This window comes from Halobacteriovorax sp. RT-2-4 (assembly GCF_047085445.1).
Taxonomy (GTDB): domain Bacteria; phylum Bdellovibrionota; class Bacteriovoracia; order Bacteriovoracales; family Bacteriovoracaceae; genus Halobacteriovorax_A.
This window is the reverse complement of the sequence record NZ_JBKIXY010000001.1, coordinates 553952-577588: the sequence shown is the minus strand read 5'-3', so window position 1 is coordinate 577588 and position 23637 is coordinate 553952. Positions and strand designations below refer to the sequence as shown.

27 protein-coding genes and 1 tRNA gene are annotated in these 23637 nt (G+C 36.2%); 15 read left to right on the top strand and 13 right to left on the bottom strand.

Going from position 1 to position 23637, the window contains the following annotated elements; all coding sequences use genetic code 11:
* Positions 1-7: 7 nt before the first annotated feature.
* Both ACMAYL_RS02690 and ACMAYL_RS02685 read left to right on the top strand, forming a co-directional pair.
* On the top strand, positions 8-790 hold the full coding sequence (locus tag ACMAYL_RS02690; RefSeq protein ID WP_412470703.1) for an enoyl-ACP reductase: 783 nt from the start codon (positions 8-10) through the stop codon (positions 788-790).
* Positions 791-832: 42 nt separating this feature from the next.
* Entirely contained in the window at positions 833-1987 is a 1155-nt protein-coding gene (locus ACMAYL_RS02685; RefSeq protein WP_412470702.1) for a hypothetical protein, read from the top strand.
* 5 nt (positions 1988-1992) lie between these two features.
* Here ACMAYL_RS02685 and ACMAYL_RS02680 read toward each other — a convergent pair whose 3' ends face one another.
* On the bottom strand, positions 1993-2421 hold the full coding sequence (locus ACMAYL_RS02680; RefSeq protein WP_103217436.1) for a hypothetical protein: 429 nt from the start codon (positions 2419-2421) through the stop codon (positions 1993-1995).
* Positions 2422-2469: 48 nt separating this feature from the next.
* Here ACMAYL_RS02680 and ACMAYL_RS02675 point away from each other — a divergent pair, with 48 nt between their 5' ends.
* The 3 genes from ACMAYL_RS02675 (at position 2470) to ACMAYL_RS02665 (ending at position 7106) form a co-directional block, all read left to right on the top strand.
* Positions 2470-4146: an ABC transporter ATP-binding protein gene (locus ACMAYL_RS02675; protein WP_412470701.1), complete on the top strand. Its 1677-nt coding sequence runs from the start codon at positions 2470-2472 to the stop codon at positions 4144-4146.
* A complete protein-coding gene (locus ACMAYL_RS02670; RefSeq protein ID WP_392991698.1) occupies positions 4146-5951 on the top strand; it encodes an ABC transporter ATP-binding protein in 1806 nt (601 codons plus the stop codon). The genes ACMAYL_RS02675 and ACMAYL_RS02670 overlap by 1 nt, the downstream gene beginning before the upstream one ends.
* A gap of 96 nt (positions 5952-6047) precedes the next feature.
* Positions 6048-7106, top strand: a complete 1059-nt coding sequence (locus ACMAYL_RS02665; protein WP_392991700.1) for a methyltransferase domain-containing protein — start codon at positions 6048-6050, stop codon at positions 7104-7106.
* A gap of 2 nt (positions 7107-7108) precedes the next feature.
* Here ACMAYL_RS02665 and ACMAYL_RS02660 read toward each other — a convergent pair whose 3' ends face one another.
* Together ACMAYL_RS02660 and ACMAYL_RS02655 are read right to left on the bottom strand one after the other, a co-directional pair.
* Positions 7109-8146, bottom strand: coding sequence for a Ppx/GppA phosphatase family protein (locus ACMAYL_RS02660; RefSeq protein ID WP_158246829.1), 1038 nt, complete (start codon positions 8144-8146; stop codon positions 7109-7111).
* Entirely contained in the window at positions 8133-9308 is a 1176-nt protein-coding gene (locus tag ACMAYL_RS02655; protein ID WP_103217431.1) for a DNA cytosine methyltransferase, read from the bottom strand. The genes ACMAYL_RS02660 and ACMAYL_RS02655 overlap by 14 nt, the downstream gene beginning before the upstream one ends.
* Positions 9309-9469: 161 nt before the next feature.
* Between ACMAYL_RS02655 and ACMAYL_RS02650 the strand changes: the two genes are divergently transcribed.
* From ACMAYL_RS02650 to mnmA, 3 genes are read left to right on the top strand one after another with little or no spacing between them, the layout of a single operon-like run.
* Entirely contained in the window at positions 9470-10843 is a 1374-nt protein-coding gene (locus ACMAYL_RS02650; protein ID WP_103217430.1) for a hypothetical protein, read from the top strand.
* A complete protein-coding gene (locus ACMAYL_RS02645; RefSeq protein ID WP_103217429.1) occupies positions 10844-11992 on the top strand; it encodes a M28 family metallopeptidase in 1149 nt (382 codons plus the stop codon). It abuts the gene before it with no gap.
* A 25-nt stretch (positions 11993-12017) separates the two neighbouring features.
* Positions 12018-13163 carry a tRNA 2-thiouridine(34) synthase MnmA gene (gene mnmA / locus ACMAYL_RS02640; RefSeq protein ID WP_103217428.1) on the top strand — a complete coding sequence of 382 codons (1146 nt, stop codon included), beginning with the start codon at positions 12018-12020 and terminating at the stop codon, positions 13161-13163.
* On the opposite strand, the gene ACMAYL_RS02635 is transcribed toward mnmA, so the two are convergent.
* The 3 genes from ACMAYL_RS02635 to ACMAYL_RS02625 all read right to left on the bottom strand — a co-directional run bounded on the left by ACMAYL_RS02635 (position 13152) and on the right by ACMAYL_RS02625 (position 14706).
* A complete protein-coding gene (locus ACMAYL_RS02635; RefSeq protein WP_412470700.1) occupies positions 13152-13829 on the bottom strand; it encodes a Fic family protein in 678 nt (225 codons plus the stop codon). The two genes, mnmA and ACMAYL_RS02635, sit on opposite strands and share 12 nt — an antisense overlap.
* Before the next feature lie 14 nt (positions 13830-13843).
* Complete coding sequence (locus ACMAYL_RS02630) at positions 13844-14383, bottom strand: hypothetical protein (protein ID WP_392991704.1); 540 nt, start codon at positions 14381-14383, stop codon at positions 13844-13846.
* Between the two features lie 104 nt (positions 14384-14487).
* On the bottom strand, positions 14488-14706 hold the full coding sequence (locus ACMAYL_RS02625) for a uracil-DNA glycosylase (protein WP_412470699.1): 219 nt from the start codon (positions 14704-14706) through the stop codon (positions 14488-14490).
* Positions 14707-14951: 245 nt separating this feature from the next.
* Between ACMAYL_RS02625 and ACMAYL_RS02620 the strand changes: the two genes are divergently transcribed.
* Complete coding sequence (locus ACMAYL_RS02620; RefSeq protein ID WP_103217424.1) at positions 14952-15284, top strand: hypothetical protein; 333 nt, start codon at positions 14952-14954, stop codon at positions 15282-15284.
* A 510-nt stretch (positions 15285-15794) separates the two neighbouring features.
* On the opposite strand, the gene ACMAYL_RS02615 is transcribed toward ACMAYL_RS02620, so the two are convergent.
* A tRNA-Leu gene (locus tag ACMAYL_RS02615) sits at positions 15795-15879 on the bottom strand.
* 133 nt (positions 15880-16012) lie between these two features.
* On the opposite strand from ACMAYL_RS02615, the gene ACMAYL_RS02610 reads away from it, so the two are divergent.
* Positions 16013-16660, top strand: coding sequence for a hypothetical protein (locus ACMAYL_RS02610; RefSeq protein WP_412470698.1), 648 nt, complete (start codon positions 16013-16015; stop codon positions 16658-16660).
* On the opposite strand, the gene ACMAYL_RS02605 is transcribed toward ACMAYL_RS02610, so the two are convergent.
* From ACMAYL_RS02605 to ACMAYL_RS02580, 6 genes are all read right to left on the bottom strand, one after another.
* Positions 16661-17302, bottom strand: coding sequence for an NAD(P)H-dependent oxidoreductase (locus tag ACMAYL_RS02605; protein ID WP_412470697.1), 642 nt, complete (start codon positions 17300-17302; stop codon positions 16661-16663).
* Entirely contained in the window at positions 17292-17732 is a 441-nt protein-coding gene (locus tag ACMAYL_RS02600; RefSeq protein WP_412470696.1) for a MarR family winged helix-turn-helix transcriptional regulator, read from the bottom strand. The genes ACMAYL_RS02605 and ACMAYL_RS02600 overlap by 11 nt, the downstream gene beginning before the upstream one ends.
* Complete coding sequence (locus ACMAYL_RS02595) at positions 17732-18208, bottom strand: glutathione peroxidase (protein ID WP_103217420.1); 477 nt, start codon at positions 18206-18208, stop codon at positions 17732-17734. The genes ACMAYL_RS02600 and ACMAYL_RS02595 overlap by 1 nt, the downstream gene beginning before the upstream one ends.
* A 101-nt stretch (positions 18209-18309) precedes the next feature.
* Positions 18310-18603 (bottom strand): hypothetical protein, encoded by a 294-nt coding sequence (locus ACMAYL_RS02590; protein WP_103217419.1) that lies wholly within the window; start codon positions 18601-18603, stop codon positions 18310-18312.
* Between the two features lie 36 nt (positions 18604-18639).
* A complete protein-coding gene (locus ACMAYL_RS02585) occupies positions 18640-18870 on the bottom strand; it encodes a hypothetical protein (RefSeq protein ID WP_103217418.1) in 231 nt (76 codons plus the stop codon).
* Between the two features lie 107 nt (positions 18871-18977).
* Entirely contained in the window at positions 18978-19208 is a 231-nt protein-coding gene (locus ACMAYL_RS02580; RefSeq protein WP_103217417.1) for a hypothetical protein, read from the bottom strand.
* 162 nt (positions 19209-19370) lie between these two features.
* Here ACMAYL_RS02580 and ACMAYL_RS02575 point away from each other — a divergent pair, with 162 nt between their 5' ends.
* The 5 genes from ACMAYL_RS02575 to ACMAYL_RS02555 all read left to right on the top strand — a co-directional run bounded on the left by ACMAYL_RS02575 (position 19371) and on the right by ACMAYL_RS02555 (position 23637).
* Positions 19371-20288, top strand: coding sequence for an alpha/beta hydrolase fold domain-containing protein (locus ACMAYL_RS02575; RefSeq protein WP_146037813.1), 918 nt, complete (start codon positions 19371-19373; stop codon positions 20286-20288).
* Positions 20289-20441: 153 nt separating this feature from the next.
* The gene (locus ACMAYL_RS02570) at positions 20442-21047 is read left to right on the top strand and encodes a hypothetical protein (protein ID WP_103217415.1); all 606 of its coding nucleotides are present in this window, start codon (positions 20442-20444) and stop codon (positions 21045-21047) included.
* A 49-nt stretch (positions 21048-21096) separates the two neighbouring features.
* Positions 21097-21519 (top strand): thioesterase family protein, encoded by a 423-nt coding sequence (locus tag ACMAYL_RS02565; protein ID WP_392991712.1) that lies wholly within the window; start codon positions 21097-21099, stop codon positions 21517-21519.
* A 101-nt stretch (positions 21520-21620) separates the two neighbouring features.
* Positions 21621-22283, top strand: a complete 663-nt coding sequence (locus tag ACMAYL_RS02560) for an ATP-binding cassette domain-containing protein (RefSeq protein WP_392991714.1) — start codon at positions 21621-21623, stop codon at positions 22281-22283.
* A complete protein-coding gene (locus ACMAYL_RS02555) occupies positions 22270-23637 on the top strand; it encodes a hypothetical protein (protein WP_412470695.1) in 1368 nt (455 codons plus the stop codon). The genes ACMAYL_RS02560 and ACMAYL_RS02555 overlap by 14 nt, the downstream gene beginning before the upstream one ends.

Here is a 23637-nt window from a genome sequence, read left to right as displayed (position 1 = left end):
GTATAAAGTGAGTTTTTTAAATTTTGAAAATAAATTATTTCTAATAACTGGTGTTGCAAATAAGAAAAGTGTTGCTTATTTCAGTGCTAAGACAATAATTGATAATGGAGGAAGTTGCGTATTCACTGTTCAAAGTGAAGAGCATCAAGCAAAGCTTACAAAGCTTTTTCCTGATTCAAAAAGCTATATTGTTGATGTGACTGATAAAGCTCAAATCAAAGAATTAGCAATTAACTTAAAAAATGATGAAGTAAAACTAGATGGCATGCTTCACTCAATTGCTTTTGCAAATCTTACTGAGCCAAGGCCATTTCATGAAACTTCATGGGAAGACTTTGCACAGGCAACACAGATTTCTTCTTTTTCACTAGTGCAACTAGCAAATGAACTCTCTGCTCTTTTTGAGCAAGATGCATCGGTGGTAACAATCTCGATTTCTGACACAAAAGCGACTTCATATGGATACATGGGACCAATCAAGTCAATGCTTGAAACAACTTGTTCATATTTAGCTAAGAGCTTTAGTGAGTTTTCGCGTGTACGATTTAATAGCGTTTGTTCAGGTCCATTAAAGACTTCTGCTTCCGCAGGGATTCCAGGCTATATTGATAATTATATCTTTGCTGAAAAGCTAACGATGAGAAAGAAAGCACTTAAGACTCAAGAAGTAGCAAATACAGTTGTTTTCTTACTATCTAATGTATCAAGTGGAATTAATGCTGCAGGGATTTTAGTCGACTGTGGAATGCGCTCTAATCACTTTGATCAATCAGTGGTTTCCGGTAAATAAGTCCATACAATCGATTTAATTTTTTTAAGTTATAATAGGGGAATGAAGTTTTTATTCCCCTTTTTTATTGCTGTAAGTTTATATGCTAACCCAACCTTCAAATCATATTGTAAGAAGGTTAGCTTTGAAAAAGATGAATCTATTTATAATGAAATCGCAAAACTTAAAGTTGATCTTGCTAATTCAAGGCAAATAGCAGCAGTTGCAGATGAGGCCCTCGGTAGTTTAATTGCTAAGAAGAGTCCTGTTGTTACAAGTTGGATCAAACGTCGAAAACTCGATATTAACGATCCTGTAAATGTCGCGAAACAGTGGCGTCTTTATTATATCGAAAATATTGTTCTATCTTCTGGAACATTTAATGAAAGGCCAAAGGCCATTCAAGATCTTTTGGATAAAGAGTTAACTGATGTCTTTTCACAGCTTTATACAAAGAAGAAAGTTCTCCTTTTAGAAGATAGTTTTAGAAGAGCTAAAAAGAGTGCACTTTCTGTTTTGAAAATTCAATTGGGTGATACTAAGGCATTCAAAGAAATAAAAGAGAAAGTGGAAAACATTAAGATTTTCATACCCAAAAAAGTCCTTGGCACTAAAGTTGCCCAAGCTCCTCGCGATTTTTTAGAGTGGGGATTTGCCTATGATCCAAAGAGTAATGAAATTAATATCGGCCTTGAAGGCTTAAATTTTGCTTTTCCCAAGTATCGTGCAAGCTTAGTGAGTTTAATGGCACACGAGATTGCTCATTCTTTTGATAGCTGTCGTTTCTCTGGTTTTTATAATAGTAAAAATCCATTTGATTCGATTCAGAAATGCTTAAGAAATTCAACGAGTGCAGGAGCGCTCTTTAGAGATGATTCTCAATTAAATTTCTTAGTTCAAAATAAGGTTCTAACAAAAGAAGTTGGAGACAATCTCTTGGCAAACCCTACATGCAATCGATCTCTTTATCCTCTACCTGGAAAACAGCGCGATCAACTTGATGAAGTATTCGCAGATTGGTTTAGTGCAGAAGTGGTGGCTCATAGTGGTATTGACGTTGATAGTTTAAGAAGTGAATTATGTTTAGATAAAGAATTAAGAAAAGGATCTTCCTATATTTCTAACGAAAGAAGATTAACCTCAATTTATTTAACTCAACCTACAATTGCTAAGAAGTTGAAGATAACAGAGAATGAATACCGTCATTGTTCTCACTAGCTTTTCTAAGGCTTTTGAAGGTACTTTTCAAAAACCTGAATACGTTGAAGAATTTTGTTTGATAGATCTAAGAGTGACTGATCAATATTCTGCTGCAGATTTCTAAAGTCTGCCTGCATCTTCTTTACATCGTCAGCATGTTTTAATTCAAGTTTATTTAGACGCTCTTCAATAACTTTAAGCCCATCCAAATTAGTTTCTTTATTTTTGAGTTCTTCGATCTGGGCCTTAAGAGATTTTAGCTCCTTGCCCATTTTGTCATCCATGCCACTTTCAATGCGAGTGATTTCTTCTCTAATCTTTTTAACGTAATTTTCAAGAGCATCAATTCTAAATATTTTAGCGTTACCTGGGCCAGAGTCGAATTCTGCGAGTTCGGCATAAGTGTTTGCTGTGACAGAAAATATTAAAAATAAAAGAATATGAAATCTCATGTATAAATCATATAATACTTTGCAATGACTATGCATTATAAAATTTGGTTGAATTATTTACGCCGCAAAAAATCAGTTTACTTCCTAGGGATTATTTCGATAGTAGTCTGTAACTTTTGTCAGGTATTTTACTCACGTGCCATGGGGGATGTGGTGGATTTCTTCACCCATAAAACCATGCCTTCTTGGACAATTGATTACTTCATTACAGGTGACGATCTAAAGCATAAATTCTTTTTTATTTTTACAGTTGTTCTATTTTCTAGAATTATGCTCTACTTTGGCCGTGTTGGTTGGCGTATTTTTTTAGGTCGCCAGACTCATCATGCAGGTGGTTTTCTAAAAGACGATATTTGGCAAAATGCTCAATATTTTTCAATGGATACTCTTGTTAATAAATATCCAAAAGGAATTCTAATGAGTGCCGCCAATAGTGATGTTGGTCAAGCGCGCTTTGTTTTTGGGTTTACACTTGTAGGAGCTGCAGATGTGCTCTTTTTAGGTGTATTTACAATTATCTCGTTATTTTTAATTAATGTACAAATCACGATTATCTCTTTCTTAGCACTATTAATCGTTCCAATTCTTGTTCGCTACATTTCGACTATCGAAATGGAGCGCTACGATGTTGCACAAGATTACCTTTCATATTTTAATGATGAAACATCAAAGGCCATCTCTACTGTAAGATTACAGAAGCTAGGGAATACGGCCTTCTTTTGGTATAAGAGATTATTTGCTGGTGCACAAAAGTATCGAAAAATGAGACTCGATGCCAATAACACTTCAATGCTCTATATTCCTTCTTCGGGAATGGCCTCGTTGGCAACATACGTTATTCTTTTTACTTATGGTTTCACTATTCTTATGAAAGGCGAAATCACAGTAGGAGAGTTCGTTGCAATCCAAGGACTTGTTCATCTTTTACAAGAGCCATTGATGGAGCTTGGCTACATTATATCTGATTGGAGAAAGTCTTTTACTTCTCTAAGACGTCTTGCAGAGATTTATTCTCACTTTAAGGAAGAGTATTTACTTGATAAGAAAGTTGAGCCTGAACTTACTGGTGATACGGTATTTAGTTTAAAGAATCTAAGCTTTAGATATGAAGAAGGAAATGACATCCTTTCTAATATTAATCTTGAAGTTAAGCGTGGAATGCGTATTGGAATTATTGGCCAGATTGGGACAGGAAAGACAACTCTGCTCAATATACTTAGTGGACTAGAGAGAGATGTAAGGGGAGATGTCGCCTTTTTTGGACGTCCTTTTACTGAGTATGGCCATAAATTTCTAAGATCACATATTACAATGGTTCATCAGAAGTCATTCCTTTTTGCGGACTCTATTCGTAATAATATTTTAATGGATCAAAATTTTGATGACGAAATTTTATGGCAAGTTTTAGAAATTGCAGGTTTAAAAAGTGATATTGAAAACTTCGATGATGGACTAGATACACAACTTGGAGAGTGGGGTGTAAATCTTTCAGGTGGTCAAAAGCAAAGACTAACTCTTGCTCGAGCACTTGTTAGAAAGCCTGAGATACTTCTTTTGGATGATTGTCTTTCTGCGGTTGATACAGTTACCGAAGAAACTATTCTATCAAATATTAATAAATACCTGCCTGAATCAACTCTCGTATGGGTTGCCCATAGAGAATCGACTCTCAAATATTGCGAGAAGGTGATTAACTTAGATCGTGCAGAAGCAGGGACTAAATAATGAGTGATGCAAAACAATTTTTAGCACAAGATGATCAAGATGAAGCTAAGCATAAGGAACAAGGACATTCGGCCTTAAAGACGACAGCATTTCTTTTCAGATTTGCAAAAGGTTATCGTCTTAAGATCTTTGTCTCAATACTGATGCTAATTATGTTTACTGTTATATCAATGCTCTCTGGTCATGCACTAGGGGTGCTTGTTGGTGAAGGTCTAGCAAAATCAAAGTGGGAACTTGCAAAAAAGTGGGCCCTTTATGTTTTAGCACTTGAGCTAGGTGGTGTCCTTATTCACTATATTGGCCGTCGTTATCTAATCGTGCAAACAAGTTATGTTATTTTAAAGATTAGAGATCGACTATTTCAAAAGCTTTCTCACTTACCACTTAAATTTTTTGATTCTTGGCCTCAGGGAAGAATTGTAACGAGAATGACTCATGATGTGGAAGGGATTGAGAAGTTTTTTACAAGCTCTCTAGGGCGCCTGGCCATCTCGATCTTAATGATTATTTCATCGGCAACAGCGATGCTTATCACTGACTTCAAAATCGGTTTAATGGTTATTTCAGGAATGATTCCTGCAGTTATTTTTCTAATTGTTACGCGAGATAAAATTGGCTCTCTAAATAGGGCCATCAGTAAGTACTCTTCAAATATTAACTCAAAGCTTTCTGAGTATATTGATGGTATTCACGTGATTCGATCGTTTGGTGTCGAGGACTGGTCTTATGACAATTTCAAATCAGCAGTAAATGAACAGCAAGTAGTTCAGCTAAGTGCCAATACATACTATGCTCTTACAATGCCGATGCTATCATTCTTATGTGGACTACCACTTCTTATTCTTGTTTGGTTTGGTGGAAGCGCTTACTTAGATGGAACGCTTTCTCTTGCCCTGTTTATTGCTCTTTTACGTTATTGTGAGCGCTTCTTTTGGCCTGTTCTTTCTCTTTTTAGAGAAATGGCAAATATTATTACAGCGTTTACAAGTGTTAATCGTGTGGCAAACTTTATTGATGTTGAAACAGAGAGAGAGGTCTTTGATCAACGAAACGATAGACATCATACAATAAACGGTGAAGTAGAATTTAAGAACGTGACGATGGGCTATAATGATATTAGTACGGCCCTAAATGATGTTTCATTCAAGATCAATAAAGGTGAAAAAATTGGAATTGTTGGGCCAACTGGCTCAGGGAAAACGACGGCGGTTGCAGTTCTTTCTCGCCTTTATGACTATCAAAAAGGTGATGTTTTAATTGATGGTCAAAATCTTAAAGATTTAGATATCGATCACTACCGTGATCAGATTGGAATTGTTTCTCAAGATGTCATTATCTTCGATGGGACTCTTAGAGAAAATCTTTCGGTAAACCCTGATTTGACAGATAAAGACATTCTTTCAATTTGTGATAAAACAGGAATGAGTAAGGTTATGGATTACTCGAAGCTTTCTCTTGATAGTGTCTTAAAAGATGGTGGATCGAATTTATCAGCGGGCGAGAAACAGGTTATTTCGTTGACTCGTGTATGCCTACAGAATCCAAATATTCTTATTCTTGATGAGGCCACGGCCCATGTTGATCCTTACTTTGAAAAGATTCTACACGATGGAATTCACAATGTAATGGAAGGTAAAACGTCTTTCTTTATCGCTCACAGGCTCGATACAATTAAAGAGTGTGATAGAATTCTTGTTTTCAAAGATGCTAAACTTGCTGAATTTGATACTCCTGAAAATTTAATACTTCAAAGGGGTATATTCTACAATCTCACACAAGCGACAAACTCTAGTAATGGCCACTAATTTTACTTAGGGCCATTATAAAGTTATCATTAAATTAATTTAATTAGCTCATGCTTTGCAACCATGATCGTTTCAGTTAAACACATTGGAGGCAACATGAGAGTTTCTCAGTTAATGTTCTTACATTTATTAAAAGGCAAGAAAGGTGATACGAGTGATTTTACGCCAACTCAATTAGCTGGCCTCTACACTAATTCGGCACTCTTAGTCACCATTATGGACTTTCTTAAAGATGAGCTCTGGCTCAAGAAACAAGAAGATAAGCGAAATGGACAAAAGACTTCTTATAAAGATTTTATCTCTCCATTATTTGAAGATGAACTGGAGGCAGTTTCTTTTTTAAGAGAATTTCTTGTTGAGAGTGGAGCTGAGAAAATAAAAGAAATTAAGAAGCGCTCTAAGTCGATTGAAGCACACGTAATCGAATCAATCATTGATAAAAGAGGCCATGAACAAAAAGAATTTCTGATTCAATCTTTGAATACAATGAGTACACACTTTATTAAAGAAGAAAAAGATCAGGAAGGCCGAATACAGCAGATGGGCCATCAAGGTCCTAATTTATACCGTACTTTTGATAATCTCGATGACATTTTTGAACTTAATTATCAATTGGATCAAGAAATGACCTATGATTCAACCACGAAAGAACGTCTATATCAAAGGGCCGGAGTAGGAGTTCAATCGGGCTATTCTACAATACTCTTAGCACTCGAGGGAATTGATGCTAGTGCTGGAGATACTGTTGTTGATCTTGGTTCAGGCTATGGACGAGTAGGGCTTGTTTGTTCTCTTCTTAGACCTGATCTTGAATTTGTTGGCTATGAGTATGTAGATCACAGAGTAGAGGTTTCAAATAATGCCTGCCAAAATTTAGGTTTAGATGAGAGCTTGACCTTTAAAGTTCAAGATTTGTCTTTAAAGTCTTTTTCTATACCGAAAGCAGATATTTACTATCTGTACGATCCTTTCTCTAAAGAAACTTATGACTATGTATTAAATCAAATCTTAGAAATTAGTTACGAGAAAAAAATTACAATTGTCACAAAAGGTAATGCAAATAAATGGTTGATGGATATTGCTAAGGAGCAGCAATGGCCTTCGCCGATTATTATCGATGAAGGCAATCTATGTATTTTTACAAATCGTTATTAGAGTTATTCCCAGAAAGTAGGGTTGATTAGAAGTCCATGGGCCATGTTTACTTTGATAGGCTTTACTTCATCAACTTTTAGAGTCTGCATAAAACCTAGAACTAGTGCCATATTTGTCACGTCTGTCGATGCATACTTGCTGTCTATCTCTTTATCAGTAAGCTTTGCTCTTTCCAGAAGTTTGGCCAGGAGAGTTGACTGGTTGTAAACGCGATTCGCTTTCTTAAATTGCCCACCAATGCTGAAGTAGTGAACACCACCAACTCCATAAACCTGATAGTCTTTTAGATTTCCAAAGTCAGATAATTGTTCTTTTGCTGTTACTCTGGCCAGATCCATCGCTTTTAGAGCGCGCTCTTCTTTTAGTGGGTTTGGTGTCTTAGTCCCTTTTGGATAAAACTCTTTTAAAACAAGATTTTTAAAAGTAACAGATGCAACTTTTAAAAGGGCCACCTGTGTTTGTTCACCTTTTTTATCAATTGGCTTTGTGATTTGCATGCTTCCACCACCAATGTCCCAGATGGCAATCGGAGGATTTTGTGAAACATTCATTGACTTAAGTTTTGAAAGAGCTGCAGAGTAAGCAAACTTGGCTTCATCTTCTTGAGAGATAATCTCTAAGTCTACACCTGTTTGTTCTTTTAATTGATCTGCAACATCATCACCGTTTGCTGATGTTCGAAATGCTGAAGTCGCAACAGCTCTAATATCTTCGGCGCCTTCATTTTTTGCTAGATATTTAAACTCATCAAAAACATCTCTTAGACGATTTTGCATCTCTTCATTAAACTTATTGTCTTTTGAAGATTGTAGTTGATCCTTAAGAGGTACTGCTCTTTGTGCTTCAAAGAGAATCCCTTCTACCATCGCTCGACAAGTATCCACGAGTCCTACAACTAGTTTTGTCGAACCTGAGCCAAGATCAATTGCGGCCCTTTTGACGTGGCAATTAGATTGGCCTACTTTTGTTGAATCATTGCTTGTCGCACATGATATGGTTAGTAGAATTAAAAGTAGTGTCGAGATTCTAGCGATAGACAAATGCTCCTCCTCGAACATCTTCAATAATTGATTTTACTTTTGTTTTCTTTTTTACTTTTCCATCTTCTGTCGATTTAAGATGAGCATTGTGCATCTTCTTGATTGCCGTACCAATTGCTTTACCCATTAACGGAGGAACAGCATTTCCAATCTGTCTCCACTGAGCAGAGATTGGCCCACAAAATTCAAAGTCATTTGGAAAACTTTGAATTTTTGCCGCTTCTCTTTGAGTTAGGTAGCGATGCTCTGTAGGGTGGTAATAACTATGACGATGAGTCATGATTGTTGGAGATACACTTCTCGAATCAAGTCTCTGGTACTTTGTTTGTCTAAATCGCCCCTCGCGCATTGTTTTCCAATCAACACCAAGTTTTAGCGATGGAGTAAGATACATTTTTTCGTCTTTTTCGTAACGAATTCCTTTACCTTCTGGAATACGTTTGATGCGCTTTAAATCTAGTTTAGATTTGATCTTAGCACTATCTAGGTCATGATTTAAAACATGGCCAGCTTTCGTTTCAATATCACTTAGGGCCTCACCAACAGTAACTGGTGGGCGATATGTTTTTGCTACAATTGTATCGTGAGTAATTTTTGGAAATTCAACTTTCTCGTTAACTCGACTTCCAATAAAGATTGTACGGCGTCTTTTTTCAGGTACACCATAGTTCTGAGAACTCATAACCTTAACGTCTAGGTTGTATCCAAGGGAATTGAATTTCTTAAAGATTGCCTTTAATGTTGATTCATTCTTCTTAGCAAGTAGTCCTGTCACATTTTCAATAACAACGAATTCTGGATTAGTTAGTTTCACAACTCTTACGAATTCAAGAAAAAGTTTATTTCTAATATCGTCTGGGTTTCCCGGGCCAACAGTTGAAAAACCTTGGCATGGAGGTCCACCAACAACAAGATTAACTTCAGTGTCACCAAGAACTTCTTTAATTTTTTTGTTACTTAGTTTTGAAATGTCGCCGCAATATGGATAGGCCTTTTTGTGATTATGTGCAAATGTATCCATGGCGTGTTTGTTGAAGTCAATTCCCATGACACACTCAAAACCTGCCATTTCAAGTCCACAAGAAAATCCTCCTGCGCCTGAAAAGATATCAATAAATTTTAGCTTCTTGCTTCTTTTACTATTACCCTTACTCGTTTTCATAATTTGTGTTGTGTCCTCGTGTGTTTTTGCGTCGTGAATGAATATTATCTGATTTTGCGTTGAGTTATGTCAATGAATATATGAGCCTTTTGGTGGGATAAAGTTTTTGATAAATTTAAATTTACCCTGTTTAAATTTCTAAAATCACTTATAATTTAATTATGCAATTTGCTAAGAAAGATATGAAAAAAGAGAGGATTATCGTCGGGATGGATGGCGGTATTGACTCGGCCGTTACTGCGCTGCTTTTAAAAAAGCAGGGGCATGAGTGTATTGGAGTCAATATTTCTTTTTTTGAAAAGATCACTAGTGAAGATGAAGCTTTACTGGAGCAGTTTAAAACAAAGCTTACTCCTGAAGGGCAATTGCTAGAAGAGCTAAGGGGCGATGAGGAACAGTTAGAGGCCTTTAGACAATATGAGAAAATTTCGTGGAATAAGAAGATCAATAGAATTTTTAGTCCTTGGGCAAGTGAATCAGAAGAGAAAATCAGGGATATCTGTCGACTAATAGGAATTCCTTTTTATGTTACGAGTGCTTCTGGAGCCTTTGAAGAGCGCGTTATTTCTAAATTGTTAGAGAGTCGTGTTGCAGGTATTTGGTGTAATCCAACAATTGATAAAGCAACTCTCGTTCTTGAGACTCTCTATTCAAAATTATCTGTTCTTAAGGCCACAAAGATTGCGACAGGACATTTTAGTAAGGTAATCCCTGTTCAAAATCGATTTGTGCTAAGTGCACCAAACGATACTGTCAAAAATGACTGTCATCTCTTAACTCAGGTTAGTAATGAGGTAATGTCTCATTTGAAACTTCCTTTGGCAGATCTAAAGACTGCAGAGGTTGATAAGATTGGCCAACTTGTGGATTCAAAAACAATTTCACGAGTTGAACTTGAAAAAAGAGCAGTACTTCGCTCACAAGCTTATTCAAATGAAGAAATTATCGAGTTAACTGATCGTTATATTGCTCGAAGTTTTATCAAAGAGAACACTATCTATCTTCACGATGACGATAGTGTTGTTGGTGAGCATAAAGGCCAGCATCAATATTATCTTGGACAAACACAGTATAAAACTTTTGATAACAAACCAAAGCTTCCAGATAGTAAAATTGTTTCTATCAATATGTCTCGTGGTTTTATTTACGTTGCAAAGGCAAAGGAATTAACGTTTGAGCGTATCGTTGGCAATCACTTTGTTAATTATGAAGTCGTTGACACATCTAGGCCTGTGGAATGTTATTGTCGAATTAGCTCGACAGGTAAAGGATATAAAGGAAATCTCTATATTTTAAATAATGGAAATATATATTTTGATCTCGATGACAAGTCAGAAGGCATATTGTTTAGAGGAGATCATTTTATCTTTTTAACAAAAAATGGACCAAGTGCTAAGGTAATTGGTCACGCAAAAATTTTTCAAACTGGACAATTCATCGATGGTGAATTCTACCGTCTACCGCTAAATAAGAAGCAAAAAGAAGAGCTTGAAGAAGCGCAATCTCGTCCGAAAAAAAGAGAACTAGGGTTTTAAATGAAGTATTTTATTATTGCATTATCGATGTCACTTTCTGTGACAGCAAAAGAATTTAAAAATTTTAAAGACACGTATAAACTTTCTAAAAGTAAAAGGTCTCCTAAGAAATTACGCTCTCTTTATTACGCCGTATCTAAAAATTCAGAAAAAGATATCGATACCCTAATTAATAGCTTTGTTAAAGAGACAAGACCTAATCGTTTTGTGGGAACTAGTGGTCATAAAACGGCACAGGATTATATTATTAGCTATATTGAAACTAATGTTCGAAAAACAAATACATCTCTTAAGACAATTAAATTTGTTCCAGATGTTGAATATGCAAAATCCCTATTTAAAAAGGATTTAGAGGCCACAAAAGATAAGCTTAGTCCAAAAGATTTACGAAAGTGGCAAAAGCTTACGAATGAAAGAGTTCAGCAGGTGGATGGCCTTAAGTCTGTTAATGGATACAATATTGTTTGGGAAAAGAAGGGGCTAAAAAATCCTCAAGATGTTATTGTCATCGGGGCCCATTACGATACGGCCGCTTATGATCTAAAAAACTTTGCAGTTGTAAATAAAGGACGTCAACCAGGTGCTGATAATAATGCTTCTGGAGTTGTTGCGGCCTTGAGTTTAATCAATATTCTTGCCGAGCTCGATCTTGAAAAAACAGTTCGAGTGGTTTTCTTCGATTATGGTGAAAATGGATTCTTAGGTTCATATGACTATGTAAAAAACCTAAATCTTGAAAAGGGTATCAGGGTCTATTCTTATGTAGAATTGGTTATGCTTGGTTACGATACTCTTACTCAAGATAAAGAGCAGAAGCTTGGGAATATGAGACTCTATTATTCTCCTGCTAGCTCAGGTCTTCATAAGGCCGAAAAGTCTATTGCTCAAAGATTCTATACGAAGTCTTCCGAGGGGACATTTCGTGTGGATTTTAGCATCACGCCATATGATTTCGTCTACGGTGATAATACGTCATTTCAAAAGTTTAATATCCCAAGTGTGGTCTTTACCCAAAATTGGGAGAGTGATTCAAATGCTTCTCGCATCCATACTCCGGCAGATCATGTGAACGCACTCAATATTAAGACTTTACATCACGCCACTAACAATATTGCTATGGCCATTGCTTCATGGGCACTAGACCTATAACCCCTAAATGTGCTAAATAAGGCACATGGAAAATGTAGGTAACGGTAAAACAGTCATTGTCGGAATGAGCGGAGGAGTCGATTCTTCTGTATGTGCAGCTTTGTTAAAAGAGCAAGGCTATAACGTCATTGGCATGTTCATGAAAAATTGGGAAGAGCAGGACGAAAACGGAAATTGTAAAGCATCTCTAGAGTTTGAAGATGTTGTTGCCGTTTGTGAAAAGCTTGATATTCCATACTACTCTGTGGACTTTGTAAAAGAGTATCGTGACAACGTATTTGCAAACTTTCTTGAGGAATATGAACAGGGCTTTACACCTAATCCTGATATTCTTTGTAACCGTGAGATTAAATTCAAAGTTTTCTTCAATAAGGCCATGGAGCTTGGTGCAGATTTTCTTGCAACTGGGCACTACTGCCAGACAAAGAAGATTGACGGTAAGTCTAAACTTATTAAAGGCCTTGATAATAACAAAGATCAAACTTACTTTCTCTACACAATCAAATCAAAAGTTCTAGATAAGGTTCTTTTCCCAGTTGGTGCCATTGAAAAGCCACAGGTAAGAGAGATTGCAAAGAAGTATGACCTTATTACTCATGATAAGAAAGATTCAACAGGAATCTGTTTTATCGGTGAGAGAAATTTTAAAAACTTCCTTTCAAATTATATCCATATCAAAGAAGGCGACTTCGAACTTCTTGATGGAACTAAAGTTGGCCGCCACAGTGGTAGCGCCTTTTATACAATTGGCCAGAGAAAGGGCCTAGGCCTTGGTGGGCCAGGTGAGCCTTGGTTTGTTGTTGGTAAAGATACTGAGCGCAATGTCGTTATCGTTGAACGCGGCGAAAAACACGGTGCACTTTATGCTGACTATCTTACTGCCACAGATCTATCTTGGGTTGATGAGGAATTTATGCCTGAAGTTGGAATGAAGCTTAAGGCCAAGATTCGCTATCGTCAAAAAGATCAAGAGTGTACGATCACTGAAGTTTCTGAAGACTTTGTTAGAGTTGACTTTGATACTCCTCAGCGTGCTATTGCCAAACGCCAATCAATTGTCTTTTATACGAATTTAGAAGGTGAGGAAGTGTGTCTTGGCGGTGGAATGATTCAAGAGGCCGGGCCAACTTATTATGAGCAAGGTATTGAGCTGCCAGACTCAAATCTCTAAGACAATTTCATAGCTTCGCTTTATTGCTTTTAAGAAACTAAGAAATTTATCTTCTTTGTTCACCTTCCTATCCTCAAGCATTTGGGCCACATGAGAGCGTACACTCGACTGGAAGCATATAGGAAGCTTTCCGTTTTGCATGAGTATGTAATCAGCGCATAGCCTTGAAGTTCGGCCATTTCCGTTATCAAAGAAATGAAGACTTACGATCCATTGATACAGGTGAAAGGCCTTCTCATAAAAGCACATATCGACATCATTTAACAGGTTATCAATAAGGAGCACTTTTGCTTCCTTTAGATACTGTGGCCTTATAAACTCGATACCACCCCCGTAGATAGGAGTTTCTCTGATTTGTGAATTCTTAGCATTGTAGATGGAGTTAATTTTCGTGATGATCTCAAAGCTAAGCGTCTTTTCATCTTGTATACATTCGCTGATGTAACGATTGGCCTCATCCCATCTTACTAAGCTATTATCAATTGCTCTTGAAGCAGTGTTTGAAGAGAGCAGACGAGATTTAGCAAGCTTGGCCCAATTAGGATTCATCGATGCAATTAAACGAATCTCTAATTGCTCGATCTCACAAATAACTTCTTTAAAGACATCCCCTTGAGATTGATCAAGGGGAGTTAACAAATATTCTAGAACTTCTTTTGAATTCACAAATTTCTTTCTACTTACTTAGTTTGAACGAAGAAAACGTCTTCATAATTATTTTGTGAAAATACATTCTTAAGATTCTTAATGAGAAGAACTTTCTCACCGCCGATATTCTCAAGAATCATTTCTGTATTGGCGTAATCACTTTGGCAATTAAGTGATGAGTCACAGTTATATAGCTTGAACCTTTTACTTGTTAAACGATCAACACGGTAGTCATTTTCAGAGCTCAGGATATATCCATCTTCAAATACTTGATGGAGAACTAAAAAATACTCCATTTTTAATTCATCTTCAGTGTGAGTCATCGTCTCATCGCTATTGTCTCTAATTTCGATTGCCCATTTAAATTTACGATAGTGTTTAGTGGCATCGTTTAGTTCATCGTTATATGTCCAATAATGACCGTCGAAAGACTTATTAGATTCAAATGATAAATTGGCCAGGGTTTCATAACTTGAAAGCATTTGTGTTCTGACTTCAGTAATCTCTTTTGCTTGTAGGTTTGCTACAGGGTTCATCATAATTAATGACGTTAATAGGATCTCTTTTTTCATTTTGCACCTCACATACTTGATTGATGAGGCTTATATATGATGTTTTTATTTATATTAGAAATAATATTATGGAATAGTTGTTATACTAATTTGATATATTTCGATTACCACAGGCTTGGGTCATTAAGATCGTCTAATTTACTCTTTTTCTTCTTTAAGTGTTCTTTTTGTTCAAAGAAGCTGCAATCCGAGCCACTCGATTGGCGAACGAGGATGTAAGGCATACTTGCAGATTTCATATTAAATTTACGACATCCACGAGGAGCATCCTTGTCCCAAGTACTAAAATAATATTTGCATTGCATACAGTTGATTCTTTTCACTTCAATATTGTACCACGCTCATGATATCTCGCAAGTTGGGGACTAAATAAAATATGACTAAGTGATTGATATTGCGAGAGAAATTTGTCTAATGAACACCTTGCCTGACCAAATAATTGACGTTCATTTTTTGTAACCTTCCAAATTTACATAGCTTATCCCAATTATTCTTGGCCTAGGTTATGCTTTATAAATAGCGACGGCAATTGAACGCTATAAATGCTTATTATGAGGAATTAAATTTAATGAAACTAATTGATACAAATCCACAATCAGAAAACGATGTTCTAGTGATGTTCCCTGCTGCTAAAAATTTTCCAGTAGAAGAAGAGCGCACAGCTAAAGCACCAACACCTCTAAATAAGCTTATCGAAGAATTCGAAGAACAGGTCGCTTTACAAAAAGAACAGGAAAAAAGACCAGTTATGAATATCCCATCTAAGGAGGGGATTGAATCTATCAAAACTCGCCGCTCATGTAATACGGCCATTGAAATTCGCCTTGCTGCCCTTGAGGAAATTGAGCAAAGACTAAAGTTCTATCTTGAAGATATTGGGACTGCTAAAAGAAAAGTTTAAATAGAGAAGGCGCGGCTTTCGGTTAGTTGGCAAGTACGCGCTGGACTTGGCCGACTCTCGGCTCCTGCCTTTGTAGCTCTCTTTGTGGTATGCTCTGGCCTTGTTCTTCGGGGTCTCCTGACCCCTCGAATTTGTTCGGCATCAATTTGCCATCGTGGCAATTGACGCCTCCAAAACCATCAAGCTACGCTTGCTTTTAACATCGTGCGAACAAAGGTTGCCCAAAGGCAAGCTTTGGCGAACAGATGTATGTGACTCAAGAAAGCGAGCCGAAGGCGCGGCTTTCGGTTAGTTGGCAAATACGCGCTGGACTTGGCCGACTCTCGGCTCCTGTCTCGTAACTCACTTCGTGGTATGCACTGGCCTTGTTCTTCGTCAGCTCCTGCTGACTCGAATTTGTTCGGCATCAATTTGCCATCGTGGCAATTGACGCCTCCAAAACCATCAAGCTACGCTTGCTTTTAATTAAGCAGTAATATACTTCGAAAAATGTATGGGAGTTTGAATGAATGGTGCCTAGAACTGGACTTGAACCAGCAAGCTCGAAAGCACACGGCCCTCAACCGTGCGTGTTTACCAATTTCACCACCTAGGCACATTGAAATCACTTGAATTCTTTAGATATATTAATCACTTAGAATTTGATTGGCAATGAAAAATCTTGCTCGATATTGACCCGCTGTGGCATCGTCCAGTAAACTAGTTCAGTGAGGATTATTCTAATATTTGTGCACTTTGCACTATCATTTACCCTGAATGCTAAAGAGTATACGAGGCCTATTGATTACGCTGAGTATACAGTTGAGATTAACGCTCCAATTGAAGCTGTGTGGGACTATAACTCAAAAAATGAACACGCACGTCAGTGGTCGACCTACTTCTATAAGATTGTCTCTTGCCCAAATTCGCAGTGTCCGTGGAATCAGAAGTTAAAGCAAAGTGATATTGGTTTCACTCGACGTTGTTATCGAAGAGAGAGTGAGCAGGGGACTTTTTGGGACGAAACGACAACAATGGTTTCAAAAAGTGAAAACGAATACTACAAGCAGATCAGGGCCTATAACTTCAACGAATTTATGGATTTTATGAATTACAACGAGAAGGGAGAGTTTCTTGTTGAACAATTTTACAAGAAGCTTGGTGACAATAAGACGTCATTAACTTTTCGCTCTGGCTATATTCGTCGCCATGAACTTGCAAGTGCTCCGTCAAAATTTGAGTTCTTTTTATGGGAACAAATCTTTCACTTCATCACTAAGCGAAGTGTAACGAATACTTTTAAATGGAATCTTGAAAATATTAAGGCTCATATTGAGCAGGGTGAAAACTATAAGAGAATCCACCCGTATAGCTCAAATGATGCTGATTTTTATTAATTAGATTACTTTGAATACTTCATCAAAAGAGAAACGTACTTTTTCAAGATCCTTGTACTTGTCTTCATCTGATCTATAACCAAGCGCTACTGTTCCAAGAGTTTTATACTTTGTCCCTTCAAGCCCTAAGATCTTATCGTATTCTTCTGGAACGATCCCTTCGATTGCACATGTATCAATACCTTGAATGGCCGCAGTCATTAGAAGCTGTCCCATTGCAATATATGTTTGGCGTTGTGACCACTCTGGAATCGTTTTTGAACGTGGCCCATCAATTAATGCCGCCTTCATAACATCAAAATATCCTTGTAGACTTTCACGTTCTACATTTCTTTGCTCAGCAATTGATTGCACAAACTTTTCAACATATTCTTCATCTAACTCTGTAAGGTAAGTAAGAACAACGTAGTGAGAGGCATCAGTTACTTGAGATTGGCCCCAAGAGTGCTCTCTTAGCTTTTGGCGTGTAGCCTCATCATTTACTAAAATGAACTTCCAAGGTTGTAGTCCAAATGAACTGGCCGCAAGTCTTAAAGATTCATTTAAAACGTGTAAGTCCTCATCTGAAATTTTTTTTGTTTTATCAAAAACTTTTGTGGCATAACGCCAATTAAGTGCTTTTATAATTTCTTCATTCTTCATGTGTACTCCACTGGTTATATATTTTATCTGCTTCAGCCTTTAGCTTCTGTATTTCTTTTAGATCAACATTATTTGAACAAAGAAGCTTTTGCGGAATTGATTTTGCTTTTTTCTTTAGTTTCTTTCCACTTGTCGTTGTTGTGATATAGACAATCCTTTCATCTTCAATACATCTCTTTTTCTCAACTAGGCCCTTTTCAATGAGGCGCTTAATCAGGGGAGTTAGAGTCCCGTTATCAAGAGAAAGCTTTTCTCCAAGCTGAGACATATTCACTTTGTCAGTTTCCCATAAGGCAAGCATGACAAGGTACTGTGGATATGTAAGATTGATCTCATCGAGATATGGCCTATATTGACTAGTAATGAGTTTACTTAGTCGATAGAGGCTGAAACAAATCTGATTGTCGATTAATAGAACTTCATCATTCATTATTTAAAGCTCTTTTCGATATCTTTTTCTAAACTTTCTGGTTTATCAATTGGTGCATATCTCTTAACAGGATGGCCTTCACTATCTACTAAAAATTTTGTGAAATTCCATTTTATTTTCTTGCTACCAAGTAGTCCTGGTAATTCATCTTTAAGATATTGATATAGTGGGTGTGTGTTATCTCCATTAACATCAATTTTTTCAAAAAGCGGAAATGAAGTTTTGAAAGTTAAGTCACAAAATGATTGAATATCCTCTGAGTTTCCTGGCTCTTGTTTGCCAAATTGATTACATGGGAAGGCCAAGATCTCCAGTTTTCCTTGATACTTATCGTATAGCTTTTGAAGTCCTTCATACTGAGGAGTAAAGCCACACTTACTTGCTGTATTTACGATCAATAAGCTTTTTCCCTTAAATTCAGATAGTGATCTTTCATTACCTCTAATATCAATAGCTTTGTAATCATAAATACTCATTTCAATCTCCTTTGATTTATTTGATAAGTAATATGTATCACAAAACTATATTGTGCACAATCTAATTGTAAAAAATAAGATATTGAAAAGATTTCAATATCTTATTTATATTGACGATCATATAGAGGAGGTCTGGCATGGCGCTCCATGTATTCATTTCCTCTGTAATCATCATCATTCATTTCTTGTATTTCTTGCTCAGACGCTGGATTTCTCTGTTTCTTCTCTTCACGAGATTGTTTTCGGTCCTGAGTTGCATTTTGCTCCTCTCCGTGAATCAATCGCTGAACTGAAGGATCATTTTCATCAACAATGGCAGTATACCGCTCTCCATAAACTTCAAAGCCGAAAGCAAGAATTGCAAGTGTGATTATAATGTATGTGAGTGTCTTCATCTTATAACTCTTTTTGCCTCTCTTTTAACCTTGCTCTTACTCGTAGATTAAGTAGTGCATGTTGTTTAGAGAAGCATCTGCTTTTGCATCGCTTGAGGCAGGTGTACGCTCCATACGATGCTTCATTTTGGATTTCTTATCCTTTTTCATTTCTTTACTCATTTGATGACTTTCTGTCTTTTTTGACTTTCTCTCGCCCTTATCTCTCGCTGCAAATGTAGACGTGCTAAGCAGTAGAACGATTAAAGTCATAGGAATCAATTTCATATCATACCTCTTGTTTGTGTTTAGGCTTTTCTAAGCTCTTTGGTTGATTATGAAACTGTACTTTGGTTTTTTTATGTAATTATTGTGGAGATTGTTTGATATTTTTTTTACTTGAATGGACGCTTATATTTTCCATCACTATCATGAGTATGACCATTTTCATCATCGCTTGGAATGCTTGCTGGATAGCGACTGCGTTCATATTCTTTTGGGATTATTGGGCCCATTCCGTCATCATCAATTTCAAAGATTTTTGCCTTCAAATCCTGTGTCTGAGTCTTATTAGGCGACTGTCCCTCTATAGCTAAGGTGTCGTAGGCACTTACTTTTACGGCCATTAATATAGAGAACAAAATGAGTAAGGATATTGCTTTCATTGGCCTTGTTACCTTTCTTTGATTAAAATGCTGATCATAGTTTTACTAATTTTAACTATCGGAATTTTATTTATATACTTTATTTAATAAATACTTTTCCTTGTAAATGTAATGGGTTAGACCTTGTCCAAATCAATAGCTGAATTCATTCATCAAAAACGACTCTCATCAATGCAATCATTCTTTGATGTGGGAATTAAACGCTTCTCTCGCATTACGCTGGATGAGCTTCGTCGGGCCATGGATCTTATTGAAGGCGAGTATAAGAATCTTGTCAATTGCTCTATTCAAAAGCTCAATGACCATACTTGCTTAGTTTGGGGCGAGCCTAAAGCTCATTGTATTATTCATCTACACTCAGGAGGCTATGTTACTGGCCATGAGTATACTAGTGCTCAATTTTGTCAGGCCCTTTTCGATTTCCACGAACACTCTTCCTATATCGTTTGTCCTGATTACCCTTTATCTCCAGAATCAAGTATTCCTGAAATCACAAATTGGTGCCTCGCTCTTTTAAATGATCTTCATCTTAAAGGTATAAAGAGTTTTACGTTAACTGGTACTTCTGCTGGTGCAAATCTTGCGACATTAGTTACATTGGCCAATAATCATTTAGGTAGTAAAGCATTTAAAATCTCTGATTTACATCTCTTAACAGGTCATTATCAAAGTGATTTTGAAACGACGTCGGCAAATCGATATGAGAGTGGCGAAGAAAGTGGTTTATCTAAATCTATGCTTTTAAAGCTATTGGATTATGCAATCTCAAATCGTGAAGTGCATATGAAAGACCCTGCGATTTTTCCTCTTTATAGTGATGAGCTTGAGGCCCTTCCTAAAACAATTATCTATGCCGCTAAGTATGATGTTCTCTACGATGACAGTTTAATGTTTTATGAGAAGTTATTGAGAGAAGGAGTTGATGTAACTTTCAAGGAGTTCTCACATGGATTTCATGCTTGGTCGAATCATATCCTTGAGAATGAAGAACTTCTAAATTATGCAAAAGCAAAAATCTTCACTGAAATCAAAGATTCGTAGATTCCTGAATTATCTAATCTTTCTCAAATAAGCTCTATCGAGATGGCCACTTTAATGGCCATAATTTTGACTTATAAGGATTCAAAAGCACGATAAATAGGTGTATTTAGAACATTTGTTGAGTAGCGATAAACTCTTATTAGAGAGGATTTTATGAAAGCTCAATTGGGTTTCTACAGACGTCACTTAGCATTAGGAGAGTTGGTTTCTTTCGAGGGCCTGCTTATGTTGGTTACGTTAATTTCTCTTTTCTTTTTTATTAGTCTTGCGCTTCTAATTACTATCGTCTTACTTGATTATATTCCTTACTCACCAAATGTAAGCATTGTGCTTGTTGTTTCACTATTAGTATATCAGCTTCGATTTACTGGCGATTCGCGAGAGCTCTTTGGTGATTTTCTATTTCCTACTAAAGCACTAAAAAAGTGGTTTGAAAGAAGCTTTATGATCTGCTGTCTTTCACTCATTATTTCCTTCTTCTGTCTTTCTATGCTCAGGTACTTTCGTTATTCATCAATGAATACGCAGCAGCTCCTTTCGTATTTTCATATGGCAAAACCTGTCTATGCTTTTGTTTTTATCAAGCATCGTCCAAATGATTTTTTAGCTTATTATGATAAAGGAATGCCTCTGGATAGAGACTTCCGTTGGCTTAATGACCAAGTGCTTATTAAGGCAATGGTCGTTAATAATAGGCATGAGCTTTTGGCAAAATTTCTCTCTAAAAAAGAAGGATATAATATTTCTTCGGCACAATAGTAAATTCTTATATCTTGTGTGAGTAAGTTTAATTAGTTAAAATTTATCCATGGCACGTATAAAATTATCGACACCTCAAAGAGAAGCTGATTTTAAAACTAAAATTGAGCTAACAATTAACTTCGTCAATTATGGAAATCATATGGGAAATGATGCTGTGGCAACACTTTGTCATGAAGGGCGTCTGCGCTTTCTTAAATCCCTTGGTCATGATGAACTAAATTGCTTTGGTAAGTCACTAATTCAAGCTGATGCTGCTTATATGTACCGTGGAGAGGCTTTCCATGGGGACGTTTTAGAGGTTGAAATGTTTGTCGAAGATATTAGTGAGTACGGCTTTGACCTTCTATATAAATTCACATGCGGTGATCGTCTTATCGCTTATGCTAAAAATGGCCTAGTCTTCTTTGACTATGAAGAGCGCAAGCTTGCCAAGGCCCCACAGGGTTTTCTTGACCACTTTAAGAAATAGGCTGCCTATAATTTGAGGAAGTCATACCACGCTAATTAGTTGATTTTTGTATCTACTTGAACCACCAGTACAATTATTATTTATAATTGAATGGAGGGCATATGGACGCTTATTTAAATAGTCCATTAGTTGAGATTAAGAACTTAGATTATACTTTCCCTGATGGCGAAGTTATCTTTAAGAATGTTTCCTTAAAAGTTGGTGCCGGTGAGTTTGTTATTTTACTGGGAAAGAATGGTTCCGGTAAAAGTACATTTATCAATCTTGTTCTAGGTGCCTACAATCCACTAAATGGTCATGTGAATGTTTTTAATATGGCCCCAACACACAATCGTTCAAAGATCTTCAAGAAAATGTTCTTTAACTCACATGATTTTGATTTTGATGAAAACTCTCGTGTTGGTTTCATCTTAGATAATTATCGAATTCTTTATCCTGATTATGATATCGATAAAGAAAAAAGACTATTAGCTGATTTTGAGTTAGATCGAGATAAGTGCATTCATGAGCTTTCTACTGGAATGAAGGTTCGTGTTCAAATCATTGCGGCCATCGCATCTGGAACACCTCTTATCTTAATTGATGAGATTACTGCCGTTCTTGATCGAAAGGCACGTAAGATGTTAGGGGAGCTTTTATCAAAAGAATGTGCATCTGGGCGAAGTGTTGTGATGGCAACAAATATACCTGAAGATACGACATTAAACAGTAATAGAGTTCTTACAATTAGGTCTCATGGGATTGTCGATTATGAAGCAGCATAGTGTTCTTGGAAATCTTGTTATTAATAATATCAAAGAGAATAAGAATGTCTTTTTTCTTAAAACTCTATTCTTTCTTCTTTGTCTATTTTCATCTTGGATTGTTTATTTAAAATTTGAACTAAATATTCTACCAATTACTGCATTTTCAGTTATTTTTATTTCGATTGTTTTAAATAAGAGTCGTTCTCAGACCATTAGGTCGCCGCATAAGTTGACTGGGAGTCTATACAATTTAACTCTACCAATTAGTCTGTTTCACAAAATGTTGCTTCAAGCTTTTGGATTTATCTTCTCTTATTTTTATAGCATCATAGCAGGTCTTTATATGGCCAATTACCTTTTATTAAATTCTTCTCAAAACGATATGAAGGATGAAAAGGTTATATTATCTACTATCCTATTATTTATATTTTTTGCTAATTCATTTATTGTAAGAACTTTTGCCTTTCAAGAGCGTCATCAATTTAATCGACTTTTTAGAAATCCTCTTATTTCTTTAACTAATATTCCTTTTTTATTTCTAAATATTATATTTATTGGTACTTCGATGCTTCTCCTAGGTGTTTTTATTTCTGAAGATAGTGCAGTTTGGATTTTACCACTATTTCTAAGCTTTTTTATCATTCATACATTTGTAAGAGTTTATAAAGATGATAGGCCATATAACGAGCATAAGAAGTTTCGCTTATTACAAACAAGTTTAAAGAAGCAGCTGATCCTTAACTTAAAGCTCTCATCAAGTCTTGGGATAGGTACTGTTTTACTTTTCTACTTTATCTCAAGCTTTAATCACATAAATTATAATTCATATATCGTTTATTCTGGATTTGGATTTATTAAAGAAGCAAAATTCATAACACTTTTAAGAGATAAAGATTCGAGTAAGTTTATTAAATATTACGATAGTGGAATGCCTGATGATAAGCAGTACGCATGGCTGAATGAAAAGGTCGTTTTTGATTTTGCGACAAGGTTTGATCGAAAGGATATTATCCTTCATCTTCTTCCTAGTAAGATTTCTGAATATGATAGTTATATCTGTAAATTAAATGAAGACAAAAAATGTCACCCAGGAAGTTTATTAAACTTTATGGTGGTTATGAATAGCCAGAAGTTTCTAACTTATCTCTTAAAGAATAATGAGTATAAAATTGAAGATCATACTCTTAGTCATAATCTTTTAATGGCCGCAAAGGATTGTAAGGGAAGGTCTATTGCATCTATTCTAGATTCAGACTTAATAAAAAATGATAAGGATAAGAGTGAGCTTTTTAATACCTTAGGAGAGTCAAGTGAGCCTGAGTGTAAGAAAGTGATGAGAGATATATTAAGTAGAGCATATCTTAAAAAATAA